Here is a 20,984-nt window from a genome sequence, read left to right on the forward strand (position 1 = left end):
TTCATGAGCAACGTCATTTCCAGTATCGCCAGCTATCTCAGCCGTGATGTCGAATCACTGGACATCATTGGACAGAACGTGGCCAACATGCGCACGGTCGGCTATCGCACTGAACGCCTCAAGGGCGATTTTCGAGCGGCCACGGCAAGCACCGATCGAACGCTCAGTATGCTGGACGGCAATCTCGACAAGACGGGCGCTTCGCTGGATCTGGCCATCCAGGGTCAGGGGTTCTTCGTTGTCGATGTGAACGGCCAGGAGCGTTTGACGCGCAACGGGCAATTCCATCTCAACGAGGACCGTCAGCTGGTGGACGACATGGGTCGTGCCGTCATGGGCGAATCCGGTCCGATCACGCTGGACACCGCCGCGGTGCAGATCGGCGCGGACGGCGCGATCAAGGATGGCGATAAGCAGATCGATACGTTGAGGATCGTTGGCGTTGCGAACGCCGACGGTCTGCGCGAGATCGGTGACGGCCTCTATGCCTATAGCGGCGCGCCCGGCGAGTGGAACGGCAGCCTGCACCAGGGCGCACTGGAGCGCTCGAACGTGGATCCCGGCACCGAAATGGTGCGCCTGATGGAAGTGACCCGTCACGCACAGTCGGTGCAGCGGGCCATTCAAGCCTATGACACCGCCATGCAGAGTGGCGTTTCCCACCTTGGCGACAACGCCTGAGGAGTTCGACATGATCGACGCGCTTTACATCGCTACCTCTGGCTTGAAGAGCCAGCAGAGCCAGATCGACACCTTGTCCAACAATATTTCCAACATGCAGACGCCTGGCTTCAAGGCCAAACGCGTGGCATTTGGAGACATTGCAACGATGTCGCCTGCGCAGGTGGCGGCCGGACTGCCGCCCGAGAGCGAGGGTGCCGGTTCGGAGATCCTGGCGACCACGGCGCTGTTTTCGCAGGGCCAGATGATGCAGACGAACAACACCTGGGACATCGGCATCCAGGGCAGCGGTTTCCTGGAAATCGCGGACAGCAACGGCAATCGCCTTTACACCCGTGCGGGCCAGCTGCACGTGGATAGCGAAGGCTATCTGGCGACGGTCGATGGCAATCGTCTTGCGCAGAACATCCAGATTCCGCCCGATGCTGCCCAGATCCAGATCAACCAGAGTGGCCAGATCTACGCCAACGTCGGCGGCAGCGCCACGCAGACGTTGCTGGGGACGCTTGAACTCAGTGTTTTCCCGTCGCCGGATGGGCTGCAGTCGGTGGGAGGCAACAATTTTGCCGCCACCCAGGCATCGGGTGATCCGAGCGTGGAGAAGGCCAACGAGAACGGAACGGGCAGCATTCTGCAAGGCTCGCTGGAGAGTTCCAATGTCGACATGGTGTCGGAGATGTCCTCGTTGGTGATCGCACAGCGCGCCTATCAACTCAATGCACGCGTACTGCAGGCGTCGGATCAGATCCTCGACACCATCAATAATCTTCGCCAGTAAGCATGCGCTACGTACTGCTCGTGCTCGCCGTCCTGCTGTCTGCGCCACTCCTCGCGGGGAGTGCGGTGCAGACGGTGGCTGCGTCGCGCCTCGTCGGTGCGGCCCAGGATGTGCTGCGCGAACACCTGGCGTCCGGCGGCGAGGTATCGATCACCACGATCGGCACGCCCGAGGAGGTGCGCGTACCCATGGGTGAGGTGAGCCTGCAGGTTCATCCCATCAGTGGGCGATGGCCACGACCCCGCGTGGGCGTGCCTGTGGATGTGCTGGTGGATGGCCGGGTCGTGCGCTCCGCCACCGTCTGGTTCGCGCTGAGCGTCCACAGCAAGGTGCTTACCTACGGGGACGACGAACCCATCGGTGTCCAGGCGCAGCAGTTGCGGATCCACGCCGCAGATGTCGACGTGGCGACGCTGCAGGAAACGCCCGTGGACGGGCCATCCGCACTCGATGGGATGCGGTTGCGCAAGCCGGTTCAAGAGGGCAGCGCCGTGCTGTTGAGCGATTTCGAGAAGATTCCGGACGTGGATCGACAAGAGAAGGTTCGCGTGCTTGCCAGTTATGGCGCGATTCGTTTGGCGACACGTGGCGTGGCCAATGAGAAAGGCAATGCCGGGGACGTGGTGCCTGTTCTGATCAACGGTGCTGATGAGCCTGTGCGTGCGCGAGTGACAGAGAAGGGAGTGGTCGAAGTTGTCCAGTAAACATGGCATACCGTTATTGCTTGCTTGCGCCCTGACGACGTTTGCAGTGCATGCGCAGCACGCATCGGGATCGATGATCGAACCCGATGCCTACCGCGGCCTGGCGGCCGACCGGCGTGCTCATGCGGTCGGCGACACGCTGACCGTGGTCGTCACGGAGACGGCGCAGGCTTCCGCCAGCGCGAATACGGACGCCGACAGTGGCGTACAGCTCGCTGCCAACACGCAAAGCAAGCACACGCAGCACAACTACGGCGTGGGCCTGTCCGGTAGCGATGCAGGCGAAGGCAAGACGACGCGCGCCGGCATGCTCCAGGCGCAGTTGACAGTGCGCGTCACGGGCATTGAGGGCAACGACATGCTGCGTGTCCGCGGCGAGCAGACCGTGGTGGTCAACGGCGAAAAGCAGCATTTCGCCTTGACGGGTCTGGTGCGTCCGGAAGACATCTCGGCCACGAATGTCATCCTCTCGAACCGGATCAGCGAAGCGAACATCCAATTCACTGGCCAAGGCGACGTGTCCGAAGCACAACGCCGAAGCATTCTCTATCGCATTGCTCGGTGGTTGCGCCTGATATGACATGTCGTGCTCTTATTGGCCTTCTGCTCGTGGTCTGCATGCTGCCTGTGCACGCGGACACCGGCAGCGTGCGGCTCAAGGAAATTGCCCGTATCGAAGGTGTGCGCGACAACCCCTTGACGGGCTACGGCCTCGTCATCGGCCTTGCGGGCACAGGCGACACCAGCAAGAACCACCTCACCGTGCAGTCGGTGGCCAACACGCTGAGTCATTTCGGCGTGAACATCAGCCCCGACGACCTCAATAGCCGCAACGTCGCTGCCGTCCTCGTGACGTCGACGCTGCCTGCGTTTGCCGAGTCGGGTCAGAAGCTCGACGTTTCTGTTTCGTCCCTCGGCGATGCGCGCAGCCTATCCGGCGGCGTGTTGCTCCTGACGCCGTTGAACGGACCTGACGGGAAAATGTACGCGCTGGCGCAGGGTGCGCTTTCCGTGGGTGGCTACGAGGTGCGCTCGTTTGGCAGCATGGAGCAGAAGAACCACCCCACGGTGGGCCGGGTACCGGACGGTGCATCGGTCGAGCGAGAGGCGCCGTTAGGCCTGAACACCGACAGTCGAACGCTTGACGTCGTGTTGTATCAGCCGGATTTCACCACGGCGGAGCGCGTTGCCGAATCGTTGCGTCGCAATGCCGGCGTTTCGGCCGTGGCCGAGCATGCGGGCAAGGTGAGAGTCGTGTTTCCATCGCCGCCTGCCGACATGGTGCGCATGATCTCGTCGATCGAGAACGTGCCGGTGACGCCGGACGCCATCGCACGCGTCGTGGTCAATGAACGCACCGGGACGGTGGTCTCCGGTGGCGACGTGAGGCTGGGGAGCGTGACCATTTCGCAAGGCGACTTGCGTGTATCGGTGCAGACTGACTACCTGGTTTCGCAGCCGGAGGGACTCATCAATCCTTCCCGCAATATCGGTACGGCAGTGGTGCCCCAGTCGACCATCAACGTGCAGGATCCAGAAGCACGCATGGTCAACATGCCCAATGGCGCGACCGTGGCCGACCTCGTCGGTGCCTTGCGCGCCATCCATCTTTCGACGCGCGACGTCATCACCATTCTTCAATCCATCAAGGCTGCCGGCGCGTTGCAAGGCGACCTTGTGATTCAGTGAGGTAGACCATGGATCTAACCACCGAAGCATTGCGTCTTGGCATGGGCCTGGCGCGCACGCGCGCAGAGATCGCCAGCGCCAATATCGCCAATGTCGACACGCCGGGGTTTCGTGCCCAGCGCGCCGATTTTGGCCAGGCCCTCGGGCTGCTGCAGCAGGCAGCGGTCCATCCGGAGATGAGCAGCGACAAGCTGCAGCTGGAGGGCAGGCACACGACGCTCTCGTCGGCGAGCACGACGGACGCCGCCGACGTGAACGTACACCTGGACGGCGAGGTGGCCGATCTCGAGGCCGCCAGCACGGACTATCAGTCCATGACGGCCGTTCTTTCCCGTCGTTTTTCACTCATGCAGCTTGCGCTGGCAGGCAGGAATTGATCATGGTTGATCAGATTTTCGCGGCCACGCGCTATGGCCTGGAATACGAGCGCCTGCGCCTGGAAGCGGCGAGCCACAATATTGCCGTGGCCAATACGCCCAACGACACCGCGCAGCCGGCGCGGCTCATGCGCGTCTCCACCACGTTTCTACCTCACGTGGGAACGTCGGCATCGCTGATGGCAGGACATTTTCCGCGTCCCGTGATGGTTGATGCCGAGGCTGCCGAACGCAAGGTCCACGACCCCTCCGACCCGGCCGCCGACCAGAACGGCATGGTCAGCTATCCCAAGGTCGACCTGGTGCAGGAGATGAGTTCGCTGTTGGATGCGAGCCGCGCCTACGAGGCCAACGTTCGCGCGTTCAACACGCTGCGTGGCATGGCGCTACATGCGCTGGATCTTGGAGGTGGCGCATGAGCGTGACCCCGATCCAGCCGATATCGATAGGTGTCATCGACGGCGCGCGCGAGGCGACGCCGCTGTCGTCCCTGCAAGGCAACGGTTTCATGAATGCCCTGGGTGATGGCCTGAACGGCATCAATGCCGACCTTTCACAGGCCGACGCGCTGGCGCGCCAACTGGCGGCAGGCGACAAGATTCCCGTGCACGACGTGATGATCGCGTTCGAACAGGCGCACCTGAAGTTGCAAATGGCCGTCGAGGTGCGAAATCGCGTCGTCGATGCGTATCAGAGCCTGACCAACATGCAGTTGTAAAAGCACGTGCAGGACAGCAGTCCTATACCCGGAGCAGGTATGCAGCAGTTTCTTTCCAATCTTTCACGCCGGGCTCGTCTTGGTTTTGTGCTGGGGGTGCTGGCCATCGTCGGCCTGGGCGGTGCGGTCGCATGGTGGGCCGCGCACCCCGACTATGGCGTACTGTTCCGGGATCTCAAGGAAGCCGATGCGGCCGAGATCACCGCTGCTCTTGGGCAGATGCAGGTTCCCTATCACATCGCCGACGGCGGCCATTCGATTCTCGTGCCCGAGAACGTGGTCTACGACACCCGCATGAAGCTGGTGTCGCAAGGCGTGCCCAAGGGCGGCAGCGTGGGTTTCGAGCTGTTCAAGGACTCGGACTACGGCGTCACCGAGTTTGCGCAACGCGTGAACTTTCAGCGTGCCCTGCAGGGTGAACTGGAGCGCACGATCGACGCGATGGACGAAGTCAGTTCGTCGAGGGTGCACCTGACCATACGTCGTGAGGACATGTTTGCGCACGACGGCGATGCATCCAAGGCATCGGTGACGATTGCCATCAAGCCCGGAAAGCATCTCGAGGCACGGCAAGTCGTGGGCATCCAGCGCCTGCTCGCCTCCGCGGTGGAAGGGCTGTCGTCGGATGCGGTGGTGGTGTTGGATGGCAATGGCTCCGTGCTCTCCGCCCATGGCGCAGACGGCGTGGCAGCGGTGGGCGAACGCATGGACGAGCAGGCGCGACTCGAGCTGCAATTGCGACAGAAGGTTGGCACTCTTCTGCACCGGGTGCTGGCCAATGACGATTTCACCGTGTCGGTGGATGTCCGCGTCAACTACGACCATGTAAAGCAGGTCCGTGAACACCTGATTGCGCAGGGCAAGGACGGCAACGGATTGCTGGTGAGAGAGAAGACCGGCTCGACGGGAAGGTCCGCCGATGACTCCGACCCCGATCATGCCAAGGCCGGCTCGTCCACCAGTGACCGCGAGGTGGAGTACGCCCACGGCCGCGAGCAGGAGGAAATCGAGCAGGCACCTGGGCGCATCGAGCGCATCTCGGTCGGCATCGTGGTGCCCGACGCTGTACCCCAAACGGAGCTGTCGAAGCTATCGGACGTGGTTTCCGCGGGTCTTGGACTGGACCTCAGCCGCGGCGACAAGGTTGATATTGCCTCGATCGCACCGCCGGCCGTTGCCTCGGTCGAGAAGCCGCGTAACCTGGCGCCTGTCTTTGAAAGTGCGGCCGACGGCGCCGTCGAGGAGCGCGGCCAGCCTGACGCGGCGAGCGCAGGCGCGCGTTTGCCTTTGTGGGCGTATCTCGCGCTCGGCGCCGGAGTAGCGCTGATCGCTTCGCTATGGATGGCCTTTGGTTCGAATGCTCGTCAACGGCGACTGACCGCACCCGAACGTGAGGAAGCCCTGCAGCGTCTTCGGCAGTGGGTTTCCTCCGCCGAGGTGAAGTCGTGAGCGCGTCGGGCATGCGCAAAGCCGCGGCCTATCTGGCGACGCTGCATCCCAAGGACCGTCGTTGGCTGCTCGCGCAACTACCTACGTCGTGCGTGAGCGCCCTGGATTCGCTTATCGCAGAGGTCGAGCCTTTGATGAAGGCCGCACCCGACATGATCGTCGATCTGCTCAACGATCACGAGGCGGGCAAGCCAGCAGAGGTGCCGGCGCCGGATCTGCTCATCAGTACGCTCAACGCGCTTGATGAACCCTGGGCTGCACGCATCATTGCGGCCACGGCGCCCGATCATGCGGAGATCTATCTGGCCGCCTGCTTTCGCCAGCGCGCGATGGGTATCCGTAGCGAGCTTCACTCTCTTCCCGCGACATTCCCGCCCGCATTGGCCCGATGTATGGCCGATGAGCTTGCCACGATGGCTCGCGAGCCGGAGGCGACCGCAGCATGATCCGGCGACTGTCCGATGCTGCAGCTTTGTCGGAAGCCGCACGGCTGCCTTCGATGGCGTCGCCGCACGCGGCCGTCGTTGCGGACGAGACCGATGCCGCTCGGTTTGGAGACGGCTACCGCGAGGGATTCGAAGCTGGAGAGGCCGATGGTTTGCGCGAGGCAGAGGCACGCTTCGCGAAACTGGAAGCCGAGCTGCGCGACCGGCATGAGAAAGCAGAGGCATCGCTGCTGCAGGAGCGCAGTCGATGGAGCGAACTCGCGGCAAGTCTTGCCGGCGCCGAGCTTGCCCGTGCTGCCGTCATGGAAACGGACACGTTCGAGATGGCCTTGCGCGCACTCGGCGCGGTGCTTGGCGAGGGTATGGGCGCGGACGAGAGGTTGGCTCGTCTGGTGACTCAAGTCATCGACGAATACCGTAGCGACGCTTTGTGCCTGCAGGTTGCCGAGGTTGATCTCGCGCTTCTTCCCCAACAGATCAACGGCGTTCGCATCGAGGCCGGCGCAGGCATGCTGCCTGGATCGTGTGCGCTGATGACGGCGCGGGGCCGCATCGAGACGTCCATCAAGGAGCGATTGGACGTCGTTCATCGCGCGATGCTTGAAGCACTCGAGGGGATGGCTTCGTGAGTGGCGCCGCTGCAATGGCATTCAAGGCCGCACTGGATGCAGCGCCGTCGGTGCGGCGGCTCGGTTGTCTGGTCGCATTCAACGGACTGGTGATCGAAGCGCAAGGCCCTGATGCGGTCATCGGTGAGCTTTGCCAGCTTTCCTGTCACGGGTCGGAAGATCCGGTCCTGGCCGAGGTGGTGGGATTCCGCGATGGCCGGGTACTGCTGATGCCGTTTGGACATCTACGTGGCATGTCGATTGGCGCGACGGTGGAAGCATTGGGGCGTCGCGCCCGCATTCCCGTTGGCAAGGACATGATCGGACGCGTGCTGGATGCCTTTGGTGCCCCGCTGGACGGCAAGCCGCCGATCCGGGCCGATGCCGAAAAGGACATCCACGGCGTGGCCATCAACCCCATGGCCCGCGCACCTTTGACCGAAGGGCTGGAGACCGGCGTCAAGGCCATCGATGGTTTGGTGCCACTGGCGAAGGGCCAGCGCGTAGGCATATTCGCAGGCAGCGGCGTCGGCAAAAGTACCTTGCTGGGGATGCTCGCAGGACATGTCCGCGCCGACGTCATCGTGGTGGGCTTGATCGGCGAACGCGGTCGCGAAGTTGCCGATTTCCTGCAGGATGCACTGAGCAAGGAAGGACGTGAACGCTCCGTACTGATCGTCGCCACCGCCGATCAGCCGGCGCTCACGCGCACACACGCCGTGCATGCAGCGCACGCCGTCGCCGAACACTTCCGGGAGCAGGGGCTGGATGTCCTGCTCGTCATCGATTCGATCACGCGCTTTGCGATGGCGCAACGCGAAGTGGGTCTGGCCACGGGGGAACCGCCCACATCCCGCGGCTATCCACCGTCGGTGTTCAATCTACTTCCCCAAATACTGGAGCGGGGAGGCAGTCTGAAGGGGGCCGGAACCATTACTGCGGTGTACAGCGTGCTGGTCGAAGGCGACGACATGAACGAACCCGTCGCCGACCACATGCGTGCCATTCTGGACGGCCATATCGTGTTGTCACGCGATCTGGCGGCGCGCGGTCAGTTGCCGGCGATCGATGTGCTTTCAAGCATCAGTCGGCTCCAGTCAAAGATCTGCCTGGCGGACGATCTGACATTGATGCGGCAGACGCGCGCCATGGTGGCGGTCTATGAGTCGTCGCGGGATCTGGTGGAGATGGGCGCCTATCAGGCGGGCACGAATCCTGCGCTGGATGAAGCCCTGCGGTGTCAACCTCGGATCACCGACTTCATTCGTCAGTCCCCCGGTGAGCGCAGTACGCGCGAATCTAGCATGCGGATGCTGCGTGACCTGGTTTCGGGGGAACTCGCGTGAGCAAGCACTCGGTTCGCTCCTATGCTGTTCTGCATCGAATCTCCCGCGTCAAGGCGGCACAGGCTGCGTTGGCGCTTGCCTCGGCGAGCCGAGCCGAACAGGCCGCATCGGACGAGGTTGAACAGGCGGCATCGCTTTGTGCGGCCGCGTTGAACGCACGAGCCCGTTGCATTCATGAGGATGGCAGCCTTCAACTCACCGGGTATTGGCTGCTGACCGATCTCCACGCCTCGCTGGAAACGCGGCACGAAACGGCCATCGATGCCTGGCATGAGACACAGGACGAACAGAGGGCACGGAGCCTGGTGGCCGCTTCGAAGCAACGCTTTGCCGATGGCGTAGAGGAAGAACTTCAGCTCCGCCGCCATGAGGTGGTTCTCGGTGCACAGGACCGGCTGCTGGCGGATTCACTCGACCTTTGGATGCTTCATCGGAAGGAGTCGTAATGGATACGTCTTCAATCCTGGGCATCCAGGGACGTACGCAAAGGCCCCCGTCGCCAGCGAATTCCAGCGATTTTGCCGACGAGTTGAACAAGGACGTGCCGCGAGGGGCGGCAAAGTCGCCCCATGACGACGCGCCTCAGGGAAGGGCTGGCCAAGCGAGAGAGGCATCAACGAGCGAGACGCTCCCCGGCACGCCTTCGGCCACATCGGATGAGAGTGCAAGCTCACTAGACCCGCTTGCGGTCAGCGATACGCGCGCCTTGTCGGCCATCGCCACTGTCGAGCAGGTCCTCTCCGCCCGCGTTTTTGGCTTGCATCTCCAGGCGTCCGGCTATTTGTCCGAATACCGGCTCGCCTCCGCAAACAGCGAACCGTCAACGTCTCGATCGGAGGCGGACGCGATGCAGGCCGAGGAGGTTCCGGCTTCTCTGGATCCGCCTGAAGACACAACTGCGGCGCAGGAAGATGCTCCTGGGCTGGCCGCAGACACCCTTGGCGTGGCGATTGCCGCCGCGCCCGAGATCGCTACGAACGCATCGACCGACATCGAGTCTGTGGCAGCGCCATTGTCCGGTGCTTCCACGTGGCGCGAAGTCACCTGGCAGCAGCGCGCATTCCGCCTATTCGCACGGCCCGATGGCAAACACACGGCATGGTTGCGCGACTACACCGTTTCCACGGACGAGGCCCGCCAGCTGGCGAAAAGCCTCGCCCAGCAGCTGAAGGGGCAGGGCATGGCTCTGCACAGCATCATCTGGAATGGCCACGAAGTCTGGTCGTCCATGGACGTCGATTAAGGAGATCCGCATGACCGTCCAAGCCATCGGCAATGCTTTGAATACAACTGATCCGTCGACGTTGTCGAACTCGGGAATCAACGAGCAGGACTTCATCAAGCTCTTTGTCAGCGAGTTGCAATTCCAGGATCCCATGCAGCCGCTCGACAACAGCCAGTTCCTTACCCAGCTGGCCCAGTTCGTGAGCATCGAGCAACAGAGCGAAGAGGTGAGCGGCATCAATAATCTGCTCACCCTCGACTCATCCGATCAGTCGCTTGGCCTGTTGTCCCATACCGTCCAGGTAGCCAACGCGGACGGATCGACCACCACGGGCAAGGTCACCGGCATCCAGTACACCAGCAACGGCGTGCAGATGACCATTTCCACTGGCACAAGCAATGTCATCACGAATGTCGGCTTGTCCCAGATCCAGCTCGTCACTCCTTGAGGCTTGAGCCATGCCCAGCATCATGCAAGCGCTATACAACAGTGTGTCGGGACTTTTCAGTTTCTCGCAGACGTTGAACACGATCAGCAACAACGTCAGCAACATGAACACGCCGGGTTTCCGCGGCAGCGACTCGTTCATGGAGAACGTGCTCGACGACGATGGGTCGAAGGTCGCCGGTACCGGCTACAACCTCAGCGAGGGGCAGATCCAACAAACCAGCACCAGCACCGATGTGGCGATCGATGGCAAGGGTTTTTTCATCTTGCAGGATGCACAGGGCAACACTTACTACACCCGCTCGGGGCAGTTCGAATTCAACGAGCAGGGGCAGTTGATCGATTCCGTCAACAAGTACGTGGTTCAAGGGTATGCCACGGACGGCAGCTATGGCCCCATCGACATCTCGTCGGTGGAAAAACTGCCGGCGCAGGCAACTACCAGCATCTCCATGACTGGCAACGTCGATCCGAGCAGCCCATCGGATACGGTGAACAATGTGACCGTATATGACGCCGAGGGCAACGCGCACGTTCTGACCGTGGCGCTTACCAGCAACACTACAGCGACGCCCAGCACGGGCAGCTGGAACGTGAGTGTGACTGACGCCAGCGGTGCGACCCTGGGAAGTGGCGAAATCCGCTTCGCGACCGACGGCACCCTGCAACCCGGATATACCACCGTGACTGCGAGTGCCAATTGGGGGCCGACAGCTCAGGCGCTCACGTTCAATTTCGGTACGGCGGGCGGGTTGTCAGGCACCACGGCCTTCTTGGGGAATCCGTCAACACTTGCCGCACAGGTCAAGGACGGACATGGCGTTGTCGGGCTCTCCTCGGAGAGCTTCGACACCACCGGTACCCTGCAGCTCACCTATTCCGATGGCGAAACAAAGGCCGGTCCGCAGCTCGCGCTGGCCTCGTTCCAGGACGAATCGAACCTGCAGATGATCCAGGGAAATCTCTATCTGCAACCGCTGACCCAGACAGCCCAGGTCGGCAGGCCCAGTTCGACGGTGTTCGGCAAGATCGATGGCGGAAGCCTGGAGATGTCCAACGTCGACCTGACCCAGGAGCTGGCCGACATGATCGTGATCCAGCGAGGCTACCAAGCCAGCTCCAGGGTCATGACGGTATCGAGCGACATGCTTCAGCAGCTGTATGACTCGACGCGGGGTGGCTGATGATTGACGCTCCTCGTTTTGGCTGGCTTGGCGAATCCCGGCGCATCGAATTGCATGCGCTGCTGGTTCGCGACGTCTCCGAATGGTCGCGCGACTGGTGGATGGAGCATTCGTCGGCGGCCATTGACGTATATCCACTTGATGCGTGGGTGCCCGCCAAGGAACCGCCCGCAACATGGCGCCTGGGGGCGGGAACGCTCGAGCTACTCTCGCATCGTGGCGAAGCGGCGCTGGGAAGCTATCTCTCGGCGCACGCCGGGGACGACTCGTCCTTGCTCGCCTCACGCATTGGCCACCGTGCGCTGGCGGATCTGGCTCTTCGCTTGTCGCGTCGCGCACAGGCGCCTCTTGGCAACCTTTCCGAAGGCGAAAGCCCGCTTGATGCCTGCCATAGGCTGGAGCTTGGCGCCTACATGGCGACGGTATCGCTAGGCAGATTTACGTTCGCCCTCGCCATGGACAGGGCTGTCGTTGACCTGCTGGTGCCTGTAAAGAGCCCGGAAAAAGCCGCGTTGGCACCACGCGCACAGGCGATGAACGGTGTGGACGTCAGCCTGGAGGTGTGCATTCCTTTGGGCAGCGCATCGCTTTCGCAGCTGGATGATCTCCGCGTCGGAGAGGTGCTGGTAGGCGATGCACTGCTTTCCGCGCCTGTCGAGATACGCCTCGTCGATGGTCACTCCATCGCCTTCGCGACACTGGGCGAACGGGATTCCTCCCGCGCCGTCACGCTTACCCATTCCCTCTGAGCACGAATACTTATGAACGAAGAAGTCGCTACGGCTGCCAACCCCGCCACGGGCAAGAGCGAAGCTCAAGAAACGGCACCTCTCATCAAGCGCAATCTCTCCTTGCTGGGTCATGTCAACGTCAAGCTTGAGGCCGTGGTTGGCCATGCGAACGTATCGGTCGATCGGCTCTTTTCCGTGGTCAAGGGCGATCTCCTGACGCTGGACTGCGCCATGGATGAGCCCGTGTCGATTCGCCTGGACGGAAAAGTCATCGCGAAGGGACATCTGGTTGCCGTTGGCGACCAGTTTGGCGTGAAGATCTCGGAGATCCTCTGACATGTTGCTGGGCGAAAGCATCGCGCTGGCCCTCGCGCAAACTGCGCCGTCAGGACTGCCTTTTCGCACGGAATCGGCCGTCTCGACGGATCGGTTCGTGCTAGCCATGCTCGCCGTGTCGCTGCTGCTTGTTGCGCTGATTGTCGCGTTGCAAGTGGCGCGCAAGAAGGGTTGGCTGGGTGGCGCGATGTTTCGGTCTGCGGGCGTTCAAGGGGATCGTTCGGAGTTGTCGCTGCGTGCATCCCGGCGTGTCAGTGCTTTCACCTCAGTCCATGTCCTTGCGCGGGGAGAGCAGGAATTTCTGGTCGTAGAGTCGGTTCGCGGCGCGACAGCTCAGATTCACCCGGTACTGCGTGCCGTCGAAGAGCAGGGGAGCAAGAAGTGACATATCGCTCCTGGTGCATGGTCGGCGGCGCGATGGCGTGTGCGCTTGCCAGCGGCGTACTCCATAGCGAGCCGATGCCCGGACTCTTGAGCCGGTTGGCGAATGACGATTACTCGCCGGTGCTGCGGTCGTTCGTCATGCTTTCCGCGCTGGCGTTCCTGCCGCTGATGGTGATTGCGCTCACCAGTTTTACCCGGATCATCGTGGTGTTGTCGTTGCTCAGGAGTGCGCTTGGCCTGCAGCAAACGCCGCCAAACAGTGTGCTGCTGACCCTCGCTATTTTCCTGACGCTGTTTTCGATGAATCCCGTGTTCGAGGCGGCGAAGCAATCGGCCATCGATCCCTATAGCCGCCATGAGATTCCTGCAGACGAGGCGGTTGCCAAGGGGTTCGAACCTTTCAAGCATTTCATGGTGCGACAGACTCGCGAAGAGGACCTGCGTGCCGTGGTGCAAATGGCGAAGCTTCCCATGCCGAAATCGATCGACGAGGTGGGTGCACTGCAGCTCATTCCCGCGTTCATGCTGAGCGAGCTTCGAACCGCCTTTCAAATTGGCTTTGTGATTTTTCTGCCGTTTCTTCTCATCGATCTGGTGGTCGCCGCCATCCTCATGGCGCTTGGCATGATCATGCTGCCGCCGACGACGATCAGTCTTCCACTCAAGTTGCTGCTGTTTCTCTTGGTCAATGGCTGGGCACTTTTGGCTCAAGCGCTCCTTAGTAGCTACCACTGAGGGGATCGCGGCTTGGATGCGCAGGAACGTCAGCTATGGGACCGCTGGAAGGTCCATCAAGACGTCGATGCCAGAAGTGAACTTGTCATGCGCCACTCGGACTGGGCGCGGCAGGTGGCGCGATCCGTGTATTGCCGAATCTATGGCATTTCGAGCATTTGGGAAGACTGTGCACAGAATGCGTTGATCGGACTGCTGGAGTCCATTGACCGCTTCGACCCCGCTCGGGGCATTGATTTTCAGCCCTACGCCAAGTTCCGCATACGTGGTTCCGTTTTCAACGGATTGCGGCAGCTGCTGCATCGTTCCGGACGCGCCGACGACAAGGACGAAGCCCAGCGCACTGTTCGCGAACGTGCCGCGTCCATGCAGGCAGACTCGTCCGACGATCCGTTCGAGGCCTTTGTGGCGACGGCAGTGGGGCTCGGCTTGGGCTTTCTGCTGGATGCGCAATCGCTTCCATCGCCCACGTCCCACTCCGACGCATACGCGGCCATCGAAGAACATGAAAGAGAGGTATTGGTCGCCGAGTTCGTGAAATTGCTGCCGGAGAGAGAACGTCATCTCGTCGTCATGCATTACTACCACCACGTTCCCTTCGTCCAGATAGCCGAAGAACTGAACGTCACGAAAGGCCGTGTTTCCCAATTGCACAAGCAGGCGCTTGGGCGCCTCAGAGTCCTGCTCCGCGATCATTGGACAGAGTCGGCTTGAAGCACCTGCAGCCAGCTCGGAGTGGGAGGTTCGGCTGCTCGAAATCAAGGTAAAGCCCGCTCAGGAACGGCCAAGATCCGTCGCATCCTTGGGCCGGAACCCTACATCTACGACCAACGGCACCGCCTTCGCCCTGCTTTTTTTTGCGCCGCAGCGTGACAGCTTGCGGCTTCGGCGTCTTAATGCGGCGCACAGGGGATTAGATCGATCCAAGCCTCGGGTGATACTGGTGATCTCGCGGAAGCGAAGGAACTGGCGGACTCGGGCTTGGGCTGGGAGGAGAGGGGTAGCTGGCGCGCTTCAGGGGCGTTCCGGCATGCCGCTACCTCCCACCAACCGATTGAGGGAGAGAAGCCGTCTCATGGCATCACATACCGCCCGCATTTCCGTGCTCACGAAGTCCCGTGTCGTTAATGTGCCCGCGCCTGCGGGAATCCATGACCGCGACTTGTGCCGCCGCCGCCGCAGTCTCCTTGTCGAGCACGTGCTGCTTTAGCGCGGACACCGCCGAAGTTTTCCAGGAACGCAAAGAGGCTTAGCAGCATTCGCTGTTGACGGGCCGATGGCCTGTCTGTTCCGAGAATTTGGATCGATTCAATTCGAGAGAGGGAGAGCACGCCTGCGCGATCGATCGCGCATTTGCAGCAGTGATCAAACGGGGGATCACCGCGCCAACTCCTTGAGGGCGCATATCAAGTAGGGGAATCGACAAAGATGACTTACCTGCCACACGTGTTCACGCGCAAGCCGTTGTATGCCGCACTCGCCATGGCGACCTTGTCGTTGGGCGGCAGCCTTGGACTATCCATGCCTGCGTTCGCGCAGACAGCGGCGCCGACCGCAACGCCGCCGCCCGCGCAGGCGGCCAATGGCTCAGCGGCGACCAAGGACGACCAGAACAAGAAAACCGACAAGGAGAAAAGCGGAGACGCCAAGACCCTCGATGCGGTCGTCGTCACCAGCTTCCGCCAGTCGGTCGACCAGAACATGCAGGACAAGCGCGATTCCAATTCCATCGTCGAGGTGATCAACGCGCAGAACATCGCGCAGTTTCCGGCGAAGAACATCGCCGACGCGCTGGCGCATGTGCCGGGCGTGGTGATTACGCGCGAATCGGGCGAAGGCAAGACGGTGAGTATTCGCGGCCTGGCGCCCGAGCTGACGCTCACCGAATTGAACGGCAACTACGTGGCCTCGGCCGATACGTCGGCCGGACTCTCGCGTTCGTTCAACTACACGCTGATGCCGGCCAACATGTTCTCCGACATCAAGCTGTACAAGAGTCTCGAAGCGCGCCTGGATGAAGGCGGCATTGGCGGCAATGTCGATCTGCGCACTCGCCGCCCGCTGGAAATGAAGGCGAACGATGGCTTCGTGTCGCTCAACGCGGCAGGCTCGGACAACAGCGGCAAGGTCACCCCGCAGGGCTCGGCCTTGTGGTCGTGGAAGAACAAGGACGAGACCTTTGGCGTGCTGGTCGCCGGCTCGTACCAGAAGCGCCGCGACGTCGACTACATGGCCAATGCGTCGAGCTGGCACTGGTGGTCGAACGACTGTACCGATTACACGACGTGCACCGCGCAACCGACCGATGTGCACGGGCATCAATACGGCGCGGACGTCGCGCCCAATCTGGCGCTGTGGCCCGGCGGCGGCGTCACCGACCAGGGCGGCAAGAGCTATTCGGGCTACTGGATGCCGCAGCAGTTCGCGACCAGCCGCAACCAGCTGGACCTGACCACCAAGGGTGCGCAGGCCACCATGCAGTTCAAGCCCACCGATCATTTCCTGATGACCGGCAACTACTTCCGCTTCCAGCGCCAGCAGACGCAGATCACCAATACGCTGGAAGTGCCGGAATGGGGCCTGCCCACCGACACCTACGCCAATCAGCAGGGCCGTCTGCTCGCGCCCAATGGTTTGACCTTCGATCCGTCGCATACCGTCGTCACCGGCGCCAACTATGTGCTGCCGCCGGCCGGCACCGGTTGTAATTCGCTGACCAACCCAGTCACCGGCGCGGCACGCCAGCCGGTGGATGTGTGCTCCACCGAAATTCCGTGGACCACCGGCAATTACTCGGTCGAGAAGGCCACCTCGCAGACCATCAACCTGGAAGGCGAATGGGATAACGGCGGCGCGCTCAGCGGTTCGTTCAACGTGGGCCGCACCTGGGCCACCGGTGGTCCGTCGGTGGAATTGGGCATGGCCGCCAAGCCGCGCAATTTCGTCAACGGCCAGTGGGTGGATGGCAGCAACGGCGCGTCGTGGACCTTGAACGGCAAGCCGACGCTCAACGCCTCGCCCGACGTGCTGCGCAACATGCTGGCAGGCGAGGGCCAGGTCGATCTGGGCTCGACCGGTTCGAACATGGTCAACACCAGCACCTCGCAGAACTTCGCGCAGGCCGATTTCACCTGGGCCTTCGAAGACAGCTGGATGCAGTCGCTGCAGTTCGGCGTGAAGTACCGCGACAACCACGCCGAGCAGCAGAACAACGAACTGCGCTGGTACTGCAAGGGCACGCAGCTGCAGTTCCAGACCTGCGATCCCAATGCCGGCCAGTTGCCGGCGGGCTTCCTGCAGCCCGGCTCGATGGACGGCAACACCGAGGCGTATAACGACAGCATCTTCCCGGCGATCAATTTCCCGGCCTACTACAACTACCTCAACAACACCTATGACCGGGTGCTGTTCAACCATCCGGAAGACAAGTCGTCGATCCAGGAAAAGATCTCGGCAGCGTACGTGCAGGCGAACTTCGACACCGGCTCGCTGCGCGGCAACGTGGGTCTGCGCTTCGTCAGCACCAAGCAGGACCTCACCGTCGCCGATGAGATCACCACCAACAACGCGGTGTACTACCACGATGGCGGCGGCAATATCCTGATCTGTCCGGCGACGGGTTTGAACGTTGCTGGCGGCCCGTGCGCACCGGGCGACTTCCAGTATCTGCCGCGCGAGCAGTCGGTGATCGAGACGTTCTCCAACGCCTCGTCGCACAAGCAGTACAACAAGTTGCTGCCGAGCTTCAACGTGGCCTGGACCGTGGCGGACAACTTCGTGCTGCGCGCCGCGGGCTCGCAGGCGCTGGCCCGCGCCAACTACACCGACCTGGCCCAGCTGGGCAGCCTCACCAACAACACGCAGGAGTATTACAACGACCGCAAGCAGTTCGGTGCACCGCTTCCGGGCTGGTACGGCAGCGGCGCGAATCCGGACCTGAAGCCGTTCACGGCGACCCAGTTCGACCTGGCAGGCGAGTGGTACTACGCGCCCGAATCGGTGGTGGGCGTCGATCTGTTCCAGAAGAAGGTGAAGAACTTCGTCGTGCCGGTGACCGTCAACAACATGACGGTGGACGTCAACGGCACGCCGACGCCGTTCATGCAGTACAGCACCAACGCCAACGGCCGCTCCGGCACCTCCAAGGGCGTGGAGTTGTACACGCAACATACGTTCGACATGGGCTTTGGCTATATCGCCAACTACACGCTCAACAAGACCAACGAAACGCCGGTCTCGCTGGGCGATACGCAGGTGGGCAAGTCGGAACTGATCGGCAGCGCCAAGTACGCGGCGAACATCTCGCTGTTCTATGAAAAGAACGGCCTGCTGCTGCGTGCCACCAGCAACTGGACGGGCCGCACCATGCAGGGTCTGTCGTCCGGCCTGCCGATCTACACGGAGCCGTACAACCAGATCGACTTGAACGGCGACTACGAGTTCACCAAGCACCTGATGGTGACGGCGTCGATCATCAATCTGACCAAGTCCACGCCCCGCCAGTACCTGGGTGGCGATACCACGGCGCGCCTGTATCAGCTCGAATATGCCGGCCGCCAGTACTACGTTGGCCTGACCTACAAGTTCGGCGACGGCGGTTGATCGTGTCATGGCGAGGCCGGGCCGCGTGCCCGGCCTCGCGACCGCATTATCCACGGCCCTTCCGCTTCTCCTTGCGGGCGAAGCGGAAGGGCAGTTGCCTGACTCGACATGGATGCGCCTCCCCAGCGCTCGGGAATCCACTATGAAGCTGTCTCTCGCAGGTCTTCGTCGTCGCGCTTCGGCGATCGTTCAACGCTACGCCGTCGCCGCCATGGCGGTCTCGGTGTTTGCCATCGGCTGCACCGGCGCAGGTCATGCGCAAAGCGGCAAGCCTGCTTCTTCCTTGGACGAAGCCAATCCCCTGGTTGGTACCGCGCCGCTGGATCGGCAGGAACTGATCGGCAACTCGCCGCCGCCGGGTGAGCCGCTGTACTCCGGCATGACGTCGCCCGGCGCGACCCTGCCGCAAAGCGCGACCGAAGCGACACCGGTAAATCTCAATGTCGACCTCAGCTATCCCGCGGGCGTCGGCATGTCGTACTACTACACCAATCCCACCATGATCGGTTTCACCGGTGGCGGCTCGACCTACGGCGGCCGCGCCGCACCGATGATCATGCCGGTGGTCGGCGACTGGACGGTGCCGCCGGATTACTCGCAGTCCTATTACGACAAGGCCAGTGAGAAGGCCTCGCCGGGCTATTACTCGGTGGATCTGGCGACCTTCCACACGCGCGTCGAACTGACCGCCACCCAGCGCACCAGCCTGATGCGCTTCACCTTCCCGGCCAGCCATCGCTCGAACGTGATCGTCAACTTGCGTCGGCGGGGCGGCGATGTCGAAGTGGTCGGCGACCGCACCATTCGCGGTGTCACCACTGGCAGCGGGCGTCAGGATGAGGAATCGGAGGGCCCGTGGTTCGTGGCCGAATTCTCGCGACCGTTCACCGCGTTCGGCACTTTCCACGCGGATCATGAGCACGAAGGCTACGGCATTGGCGATGCCGACGTGCAGGCCGCGCGTCGCACCATTTCCGGCAGCTACGCAGGCGCCTATGTCACCTTCGACACCAAGGCCGGCGAACAGGTGCTGGTGAAGATCGCCCATGGCCACAGCGCCGAGGAAGCCCAACAACGGCTGCGCGACGAAGATGCGGACGGTAATTTCGATCGCGTGCACGCACAGGCACGCGCCGCGTGGGCCAAGCTGTTCGACCGTGTCGAAGTGACCGGCGGCACGCCCAAGCAGCGCATGCTTTTCTACTCGACGCTGTATCACTCGTTCGCCAGCCCGCGCCTGGTCGCGCGCAAGGGCGATCACTTCGCCGGTGCGGACGGCAAGGTCCAGGTCGCCAGTTACGACCGCTACGGCCCGGTGCCGTTCTGGGATACCGGGCGCAACCAGATCACCCTGCTGATGTTGCTGGAACCGAAGGTGATCCAGGACATCATGCGGTCCGAACTGGATCGCGCACGCGAACGCGGCTACATGCACACCTCGTTCCACGGCGATCATGCGGTGTTCCTCTATGACGGCGCGTGGCAACGCGGCATCGAGTTCGATTACGCCGCCGCCTATGAGTATCTGCGCAAGAACGCCACCGACCCCAAGGGTCCGCGCGGCTATCTCGCCGAATACATGAAGAACGGCTGGATCTCGGACATCGTGCCGCCGGGCAATCCGAGTCCGCCTTATGCGGGCGGCAAGGCCGGTGCCGCCACCACGCTGGAATATGCGTGGGACGATCATGCCCTGGCGGATGTCGCGCGGCGCCTCGGCAAGACCGACGATGCGAAGATGTTCACGCAACGCGCGGCGAACTACCGCAACGTGTTCGACCCGTCGGTTGGTTTCGTGCGCGGCCGCACGGAAGACGGCAAGTGGATTTCGCCGTTCGATCCGGGCGAGCCGTACTACAACTTCATGATGAAGGAGGCGTCGGGCTGGTCCACGCTGTGGCTGGTGCCGCACGATGTGCAGGGCCTGGCGAACCTGCTCGGTGGGCGCGATGCGTTCAACGCCAAGCTCGACAAGTTCTTCTCCACGCCGTATACCGCCAAGGGCATCTGCCGCGATTGCACCGGCCTGATCGGCGAGTACGTGCAAGGCAATCAGCCCGATCAACAGGCGGCCTATCTCTACGCCTGGGGCGGTCAGCCGTGGAAGACGCAGGCATTGACCCGCCGTATCCTCGCCGACATGTATGGCAGCGACGCCAGCGGCTACGGCTATCCCGGCATGGACGACCAGGGCTCGACCTCGTCGTGGTACGTGCTGAGCGCGATGGGCTTCTATCCGGTCGATCCCTCCACGCCCGACTACATCATCGGCAGCCCGATCTTCGACCGCGTCCGCCTGCAGATGGGCAACGGCAAGGTGTTCGAGGTCGTGGCACGCAACAACTCGGCACAGAACATCTACATCCAGTCGGCCACACTCAACGGCAAGCCGTGGAACAAATCCTGGTTCAGCCATGCCGATATCGCCAACGGCGCCACGCTCGAGCTCACCATGGGGCCCGCGCCCAACAAAGCCTGGGGTGCCGATCCACACGATGCGCCGCCATCGATGTCGGCAGCGCAGTAACGCAATGCAACAGCGCG

The 20,984-nt window shown here is 62.3% G+C and carries 23 protein-coding genes; all 23 read left to right on the top strand.

Annotated elements, in window-relative coordinates; translation table 11 throughout:
* Positions 1 to 3: 3 nt before the first annotated feature.
* The 23 genes from ACN9MB_RS10640 (at position 4) to ACN9MB_RS10750 (ending at position 20,967) form a co-directional block, all read left to right on the top strand.
* Complete coding sequence (locus ACN9MB_RS10640) at positions 4 to 681, top strand: flagellar hook-basal body protein (RefSeq protein ID WP_426271789.1); 678 nt, start codon at positions 4 to 6, stop codon at positions 679 to 681.
* Between the two features lie 10 nt (positions 682 to 691).
* Positions 692 to 1,459 (top strand): flagellar hook-basal body protein, encoded by a 768-nt coding sequence (locus tag ACN9MB_RS10645; RefSeq protein WP_426271790.1) that lies wholly within the window; start codon positions 692 to 694, stop codon positions 1,457 to 1,459.
* Between the two features lie 2 nt (positions 1,460 to 1,461).
* Positions 1,462 to 2,163: a flagellar basal body P-ring formation chaperone FlgA gene (flgA, locus tag ACN9MB_RS10650; protein WP_426271791.1), complete on the top strand. Its 702-nt coding sequence runs from the start codon at positions 1,462 to 1,464 to the stop codon at positions 2,161 to 2,163.
* Positions 2,164 to 2,236: 73 nt separating this feature from the next.
* On the top strand, positions 2,237 to 2,743 hold the full coding sequence (locus tag ACN9MB_RS10655; protein WP_426271793.1) for a flagellar basal body L-ring protein FlgH: 507 nt from the start codon (positions 2,237 to 2,239) through the stop codon (positions 2,741 to 2,743).
* On the top strand, positions 2,725 to 3,852 hold the full coding sequence (locus ACN9MB_RS10660; protein WP_426271794.1) for a flagellar basal body P-ring protein FlgI: 1,128 nt from the start codon (positions 2,725 to 2,727) through the stop codon (positions 3,850 to 3,852). The genes ACN9MB_RS10655 and ACN9MB_RS10660 overlap by 19 nt, the downstream gene beginning before the upstream one ends.
* 8 nt (positions 3,853 to 3,860) lie before the next feature.
* Positions 3,861 to 4,229: a flagellar basal body rod protein FlgB gene (locus ACN9MB_RS10665; RefSeq protein ID WP_426271795.1), complete on the top strand. Its 369-nt coding sequence runs from the start codon at positions 3,861 to 3,863 to the stop codon at positions 4,227 to 4,229.
* A gap of 2 nt (positions 4,230 to 4,231) precedes the next feature.
* A complete protein-coding gene (locus ACN9MB_RS10670) occupies positions 4,232 to 4,648 on the top strand; it encodes a flagellar basal body rod protein FlgC (RefSeq protein ID WP_426271796.1) in 417 nt (138 codons plus the stop codon).
* The gene (gene fliE, locus ACN9MB_RS10675; protein ID WP_426271797.1) at positions 4,645 to 4,947 is read left to right on the top strand and encodes a flagellar hook-basal body complex protein FliE; all 303 of its coding nucleotides are present in this window, start codon (positions 4,645 to 4,647) and stop codon (positions 4,945 to 4,947) included. The genes ACN9MB_RS10670 and fliE overlap by 4 nt, the downstream gene beginning before the upstream one ends.
* Positions 4,948 to 4,986: 39 nt before the next feature.
* A complete protein-coding gene (gene fliF, locus ACN9MB_RS10680; protein ID WP_426271798.1) occupies positions 4,987 to 6,396 on the top strand; it encodes a flagellar basal-body MS-ring/collar protein FliF in 1,410 nt (469 codons plus the stop codon).
* On the top strand, positions 6,393 to 6,842 hold the full coding sequence (locus tag ACN9MB_RS10685) for a hypothetical protein (RefSeq protein ID WP_426271799.1): 450 nt from the start codon (positions 6,393 to 6,395) through the stop codon (positions 6,840 to 6,842). Before fliF ends, ACN9MB_RS10685 begins: the two co-directional genes overlap by 4 nt.
* Positions 6,839 to 7,471, top strand: coding sequence for a hypothetical protein (locus ACN9MB_RS10690; RefSeq protein WP_426271800.1), 633 nt, complete (start codon positions 6,839 to 6,841; stop codon positions 7,469 to 7,471). The genes ACN9MB_RS10685 and ACN9MB_RS10690 overlap by 4 nt, the downstream gene beginning before the upstream one ends.
* 14 nt (positions 7,472 to 7,485) lie before the next feature.
* Positions 7,486 to 8,796, top strand: a complete 1,311-nt coding sequence (locus ACN9MB_RS10695) for a FliI/YscN family ATPase (RefSeq protein ID WP_426271801.1) — start codon at positions 7,486 to 7,488, stop codon at positions 8,794 to 8,796.
* The gene (locus ACN9MB_RS10700) at positions 8,793 to 9,242 is read left to right on the top strand and encodes a hypothetical protein (protein ID WP_426271802.1); all 450 of its coding nucleotides are present in this window, start codon (positions 8,793 to 8,795) and stop codon (positions 9,240 to 9,242) included. The genes ACN9MB_RS10695 and ACN9MB_RS10700 overlap by 4 nt, the downstream gene beginning before the upstream one ends.
* Positions 9,242 to 10,039 (top strand): hypothetical protein, encoded by a 798-nt coding sequence (locus ACN9MB_RS10705; protein ID WP_426271803.1) that lies wholly within the window; start codon positions 9,242 to 9,244, stop codon positions 10,037 to 10,039. Before ACN9MB_RS10700 ends, ACN9MB_RS10705 begins: the two co-directional genes overlap by 1 nt.
* A gap of 10 nt (positions 10,040 to 10,049) precedes the next feature.
* On the top strand, positions 10,050 to 10,469 hold the full coding sequence (locus tag ACN9MB_RS10710) for a flagellar hook capping FlgD N-terminal domain-containing protein (RefSeq protein WP_426271804.1): 420 nt from the start codon (positions 10,050 to 10,052) through the stop codon (positions 10,467 to 10,469).
* 10 nt (positions 10,470 to 10,479) lie between these two features.
* Entirely contained in the window at positions 10,480 to 11,652 is a 1,173-nt protein-coding gene (locus ACN9MB_RS10715; protein ID WP_426271805.1) for a flagellar hook protein FlgE, read from the top strand.
* Positions 11,652 to 12,401: a FliM/FliN family flagellar motor C-terminal domain-containing protein gene (locus ACN9MB_RS10720; protein WP_426271806.1), complete on the top strand. Its 750-nt coding sequence runs from the start codon at positions 11,652 to 11,654 to the stop codon at positions 12,399 to 12,401. Before ACN9MB_RS10715 ends, ACN9MB_RS10720 begins: the two co-directional genes overlap by 1 nt.
* 12 nt (positions 12,402 to 12,413) lie before the next feature.
* Positions 12,414 to 12,719: a FliM/FliN family flagellar motor switch protein gene (locus tag ACN9MB_RS10725; RefSeq protein ID WP_426271807.1), complete on the top strand. Its 306-nt coding sequence runs from the start codon at positions 12,414 to 12,416 to the stop codon at positions 12,717 to 12,719.
* A 1-nt stretch (position 12,720) separates the two neighbouring features.
* Positions 12,721 to 13,104: a hypothetical protein gene (locus tag ACN9MB_RS10730; protein WP_426271808.1), complete on the top strand. Its 384-nt coding sequence runs from the start codon at positions 12,721 to 12,723 to the stop codon at positions 13,102 to 13,104.
* Positions 13,101 to 13,838 (top strand): flagellar type III secretion system pore protein FliP, encoded by a 738-nt coding sequence (gene fliP / locus ACN9MB_RS10735; RefSeq protein WP_426271809.1) that lies wholly within the window; start codon positions 13,101 to 13,103, stop codon positions 13,836 to 13,838. Before ACN9MB_RS10730 ends, fliP begins: the two co-directional genes overlap by 4 nt.
* A 12-nt stretch (positions 13,839 to 13,850) precedes the next feature.
* The gene (locus ACN9MB_RS10740; protein ID WP_426271810.1) at positions 13,851 to 14,552 is read left to right on the top strand and encodes a sigma-70 family RNA polymerase sigma factor; all 702 of its coding nucleotides are present in this window, start codon (positions 13,851 to 13,853) and stop codon (positions 14,550 to 14,552) included.
* Between the two features lie 714 nt (positions 14,553 to 15,266).
* A complete protein-coding gene (locus ACN9MB_RS10745) occupies positions 15,267 to 18,440 on the top strand; it encodes a TonB-dependent receptor (protein ID WP_426271811.1) in 3,174 nt (1,057 codons plus the stop codon).
* 142 nt (positions 18,441 to 18,582) lie between these two features.
* The gene (locus tag ACN9MB_RS10750; RefSeq protein WP_426271812.1) at positions 18,583 to 20,967 is read left to right on the top strand and encodes a GH92 family glycosyl hydrolase; all 2,385 of its coding nucleotides are present in this window, start codon (positions 18,583 to 18,585) and stop codon (positions 20,965 to 20,967) included.
* Positions 20,968 to 20,984 lie beyond the last annotated feature (17 nt).

This window comes from Dyella kyungheensis (assembly GCF_049913195.1).
GTDB classification, from domain to species: Bacteria; Pseudomonadota; Gammaproteobacteria; order Xanthomonadales; family Rhodanobacteraceae; genus Dyella; species Dyella kyungheensis.

Coding starts and splice junctions, on each gene's coding strand:
- ACN9MB_RS10725 (WP_426271807.1), top strand. CDS start 12,414: ATGAACGAAGAAGTCGCTACGGCTGCCAACCCCGCCACGGGCAAGAGC.
- ACN9MB_RS10720 (WP_426271806.1), top strand. CDS start 11,652: ATGATTGACGCTCCTCGTTTTGGCTGGCTTGGCGAATCCCGGCGCATC.
- ACN9MB_RS10705 (WP_426271803.1), top strand. CDS start 9,242: ATGGATACGTCTTCAATCCTGGGCATCCAGGGACGTACGCAAAGGCCC.
- flgA (WP_426271791.1), top strand. CDS start 1,462: ATGCGCTACGTACTGCTCGTGCTCGCCGTCCTGCTGTCTGCGCCACTC.
- ACN9MB_RS10710 (WP_426271804.1), top strand. CDS start 10,050: ATGACCGTCCAAGCCATCGGCAATGCTTTGAATACAACTGATCCGTCG.
- ACN9MB_RS10645 (WP_426271790.1), top strand. CDS start 692: ATGATCGACGCGCTTTACATCGCTACCTCTGGCTTGAAGAGCCAGCAG.
- ACN9MB_RS10715 (WP_426271805.1), top strand. CDS start 10,480: ATGCCCAGCATCATGCAAGCGCTATACAACAGTGTGTCGGGACTTTTC.
- ACN9MB_RS10695 (WP_426271801.1), top strand. CDS start 7,486: ATGGCATTCAAGGCCGCACTGGATGCAGCGCCGTCGGTGCGGCGGCTC.
- ACN9MB_RS10640 (WP_426271789.1), top strand. CDS start 4: ATGAGCAACGTCATTTCCAGTATCGCCAGCTATCTCAGCCGTGATGTC.
- ACN9MB_RS10745 (WP_426271811.1), top strand. CDS start 15,267: ATGACTTACCTGCCACACGTGTTCACGCGCAAGCCGTTGTATGCCGCA.
- ACN9MB_RS10690 (WP_426271800.1), top strand. CDS start 6,839: ATGATCCGGCGACTGTCCGATGCTGCAGCTTTGTCGGAAGCCGCACGG.
- ACN9MB_RS10670 (WP_426271796.1), top strand. CDS start 4,232: ATGGTTGATCAGATTTTCGCGGCCACGCGCTATGGCCTGGAATACGAG.
- fliE (WP_426271797.1), top strand. CDS start 4,645: ATGAGCGTGACCCCGATCCAGCCGATATCGATAGGTGTCATCGACGGC.
- ACN9MB_RS10655 (WP_426271793.1), top strand. CDS start 2,237: ATGATCGAACCCGATGCCTACCGCGGCCTGGCGGCCGACCGGCGTGCT.
- ACN9MB_RS10665 (WP_426271795.1), top strand. CDS start 3,861: ATGGATCTAACCACCGAAGCATTGCGTCTTGGCATGGGCCTGGCGCGC.
- fliF (WP_426271798.1), top strand. CDS start 4,987: ATGCAGCAGTTTCTTTCCAATCTTTCACGCCGGGCTCGTCTTGGTTTT.
- ACN9MB_RS10750 (WP_426271812.1), top strand. CDS start 18,583: ATGAAGCTGTCTCTCGCAGGTCTTCGTCGTCGCGCTTCGGCGATCGTT.
- ACN9MB_RS10730 (WP_426271808.1), top strand. CDS start 12,721: ATGTTGCTGGGCGAAAGCATCGCGCTGGCCCTCGCGCAAACTGCGCCG.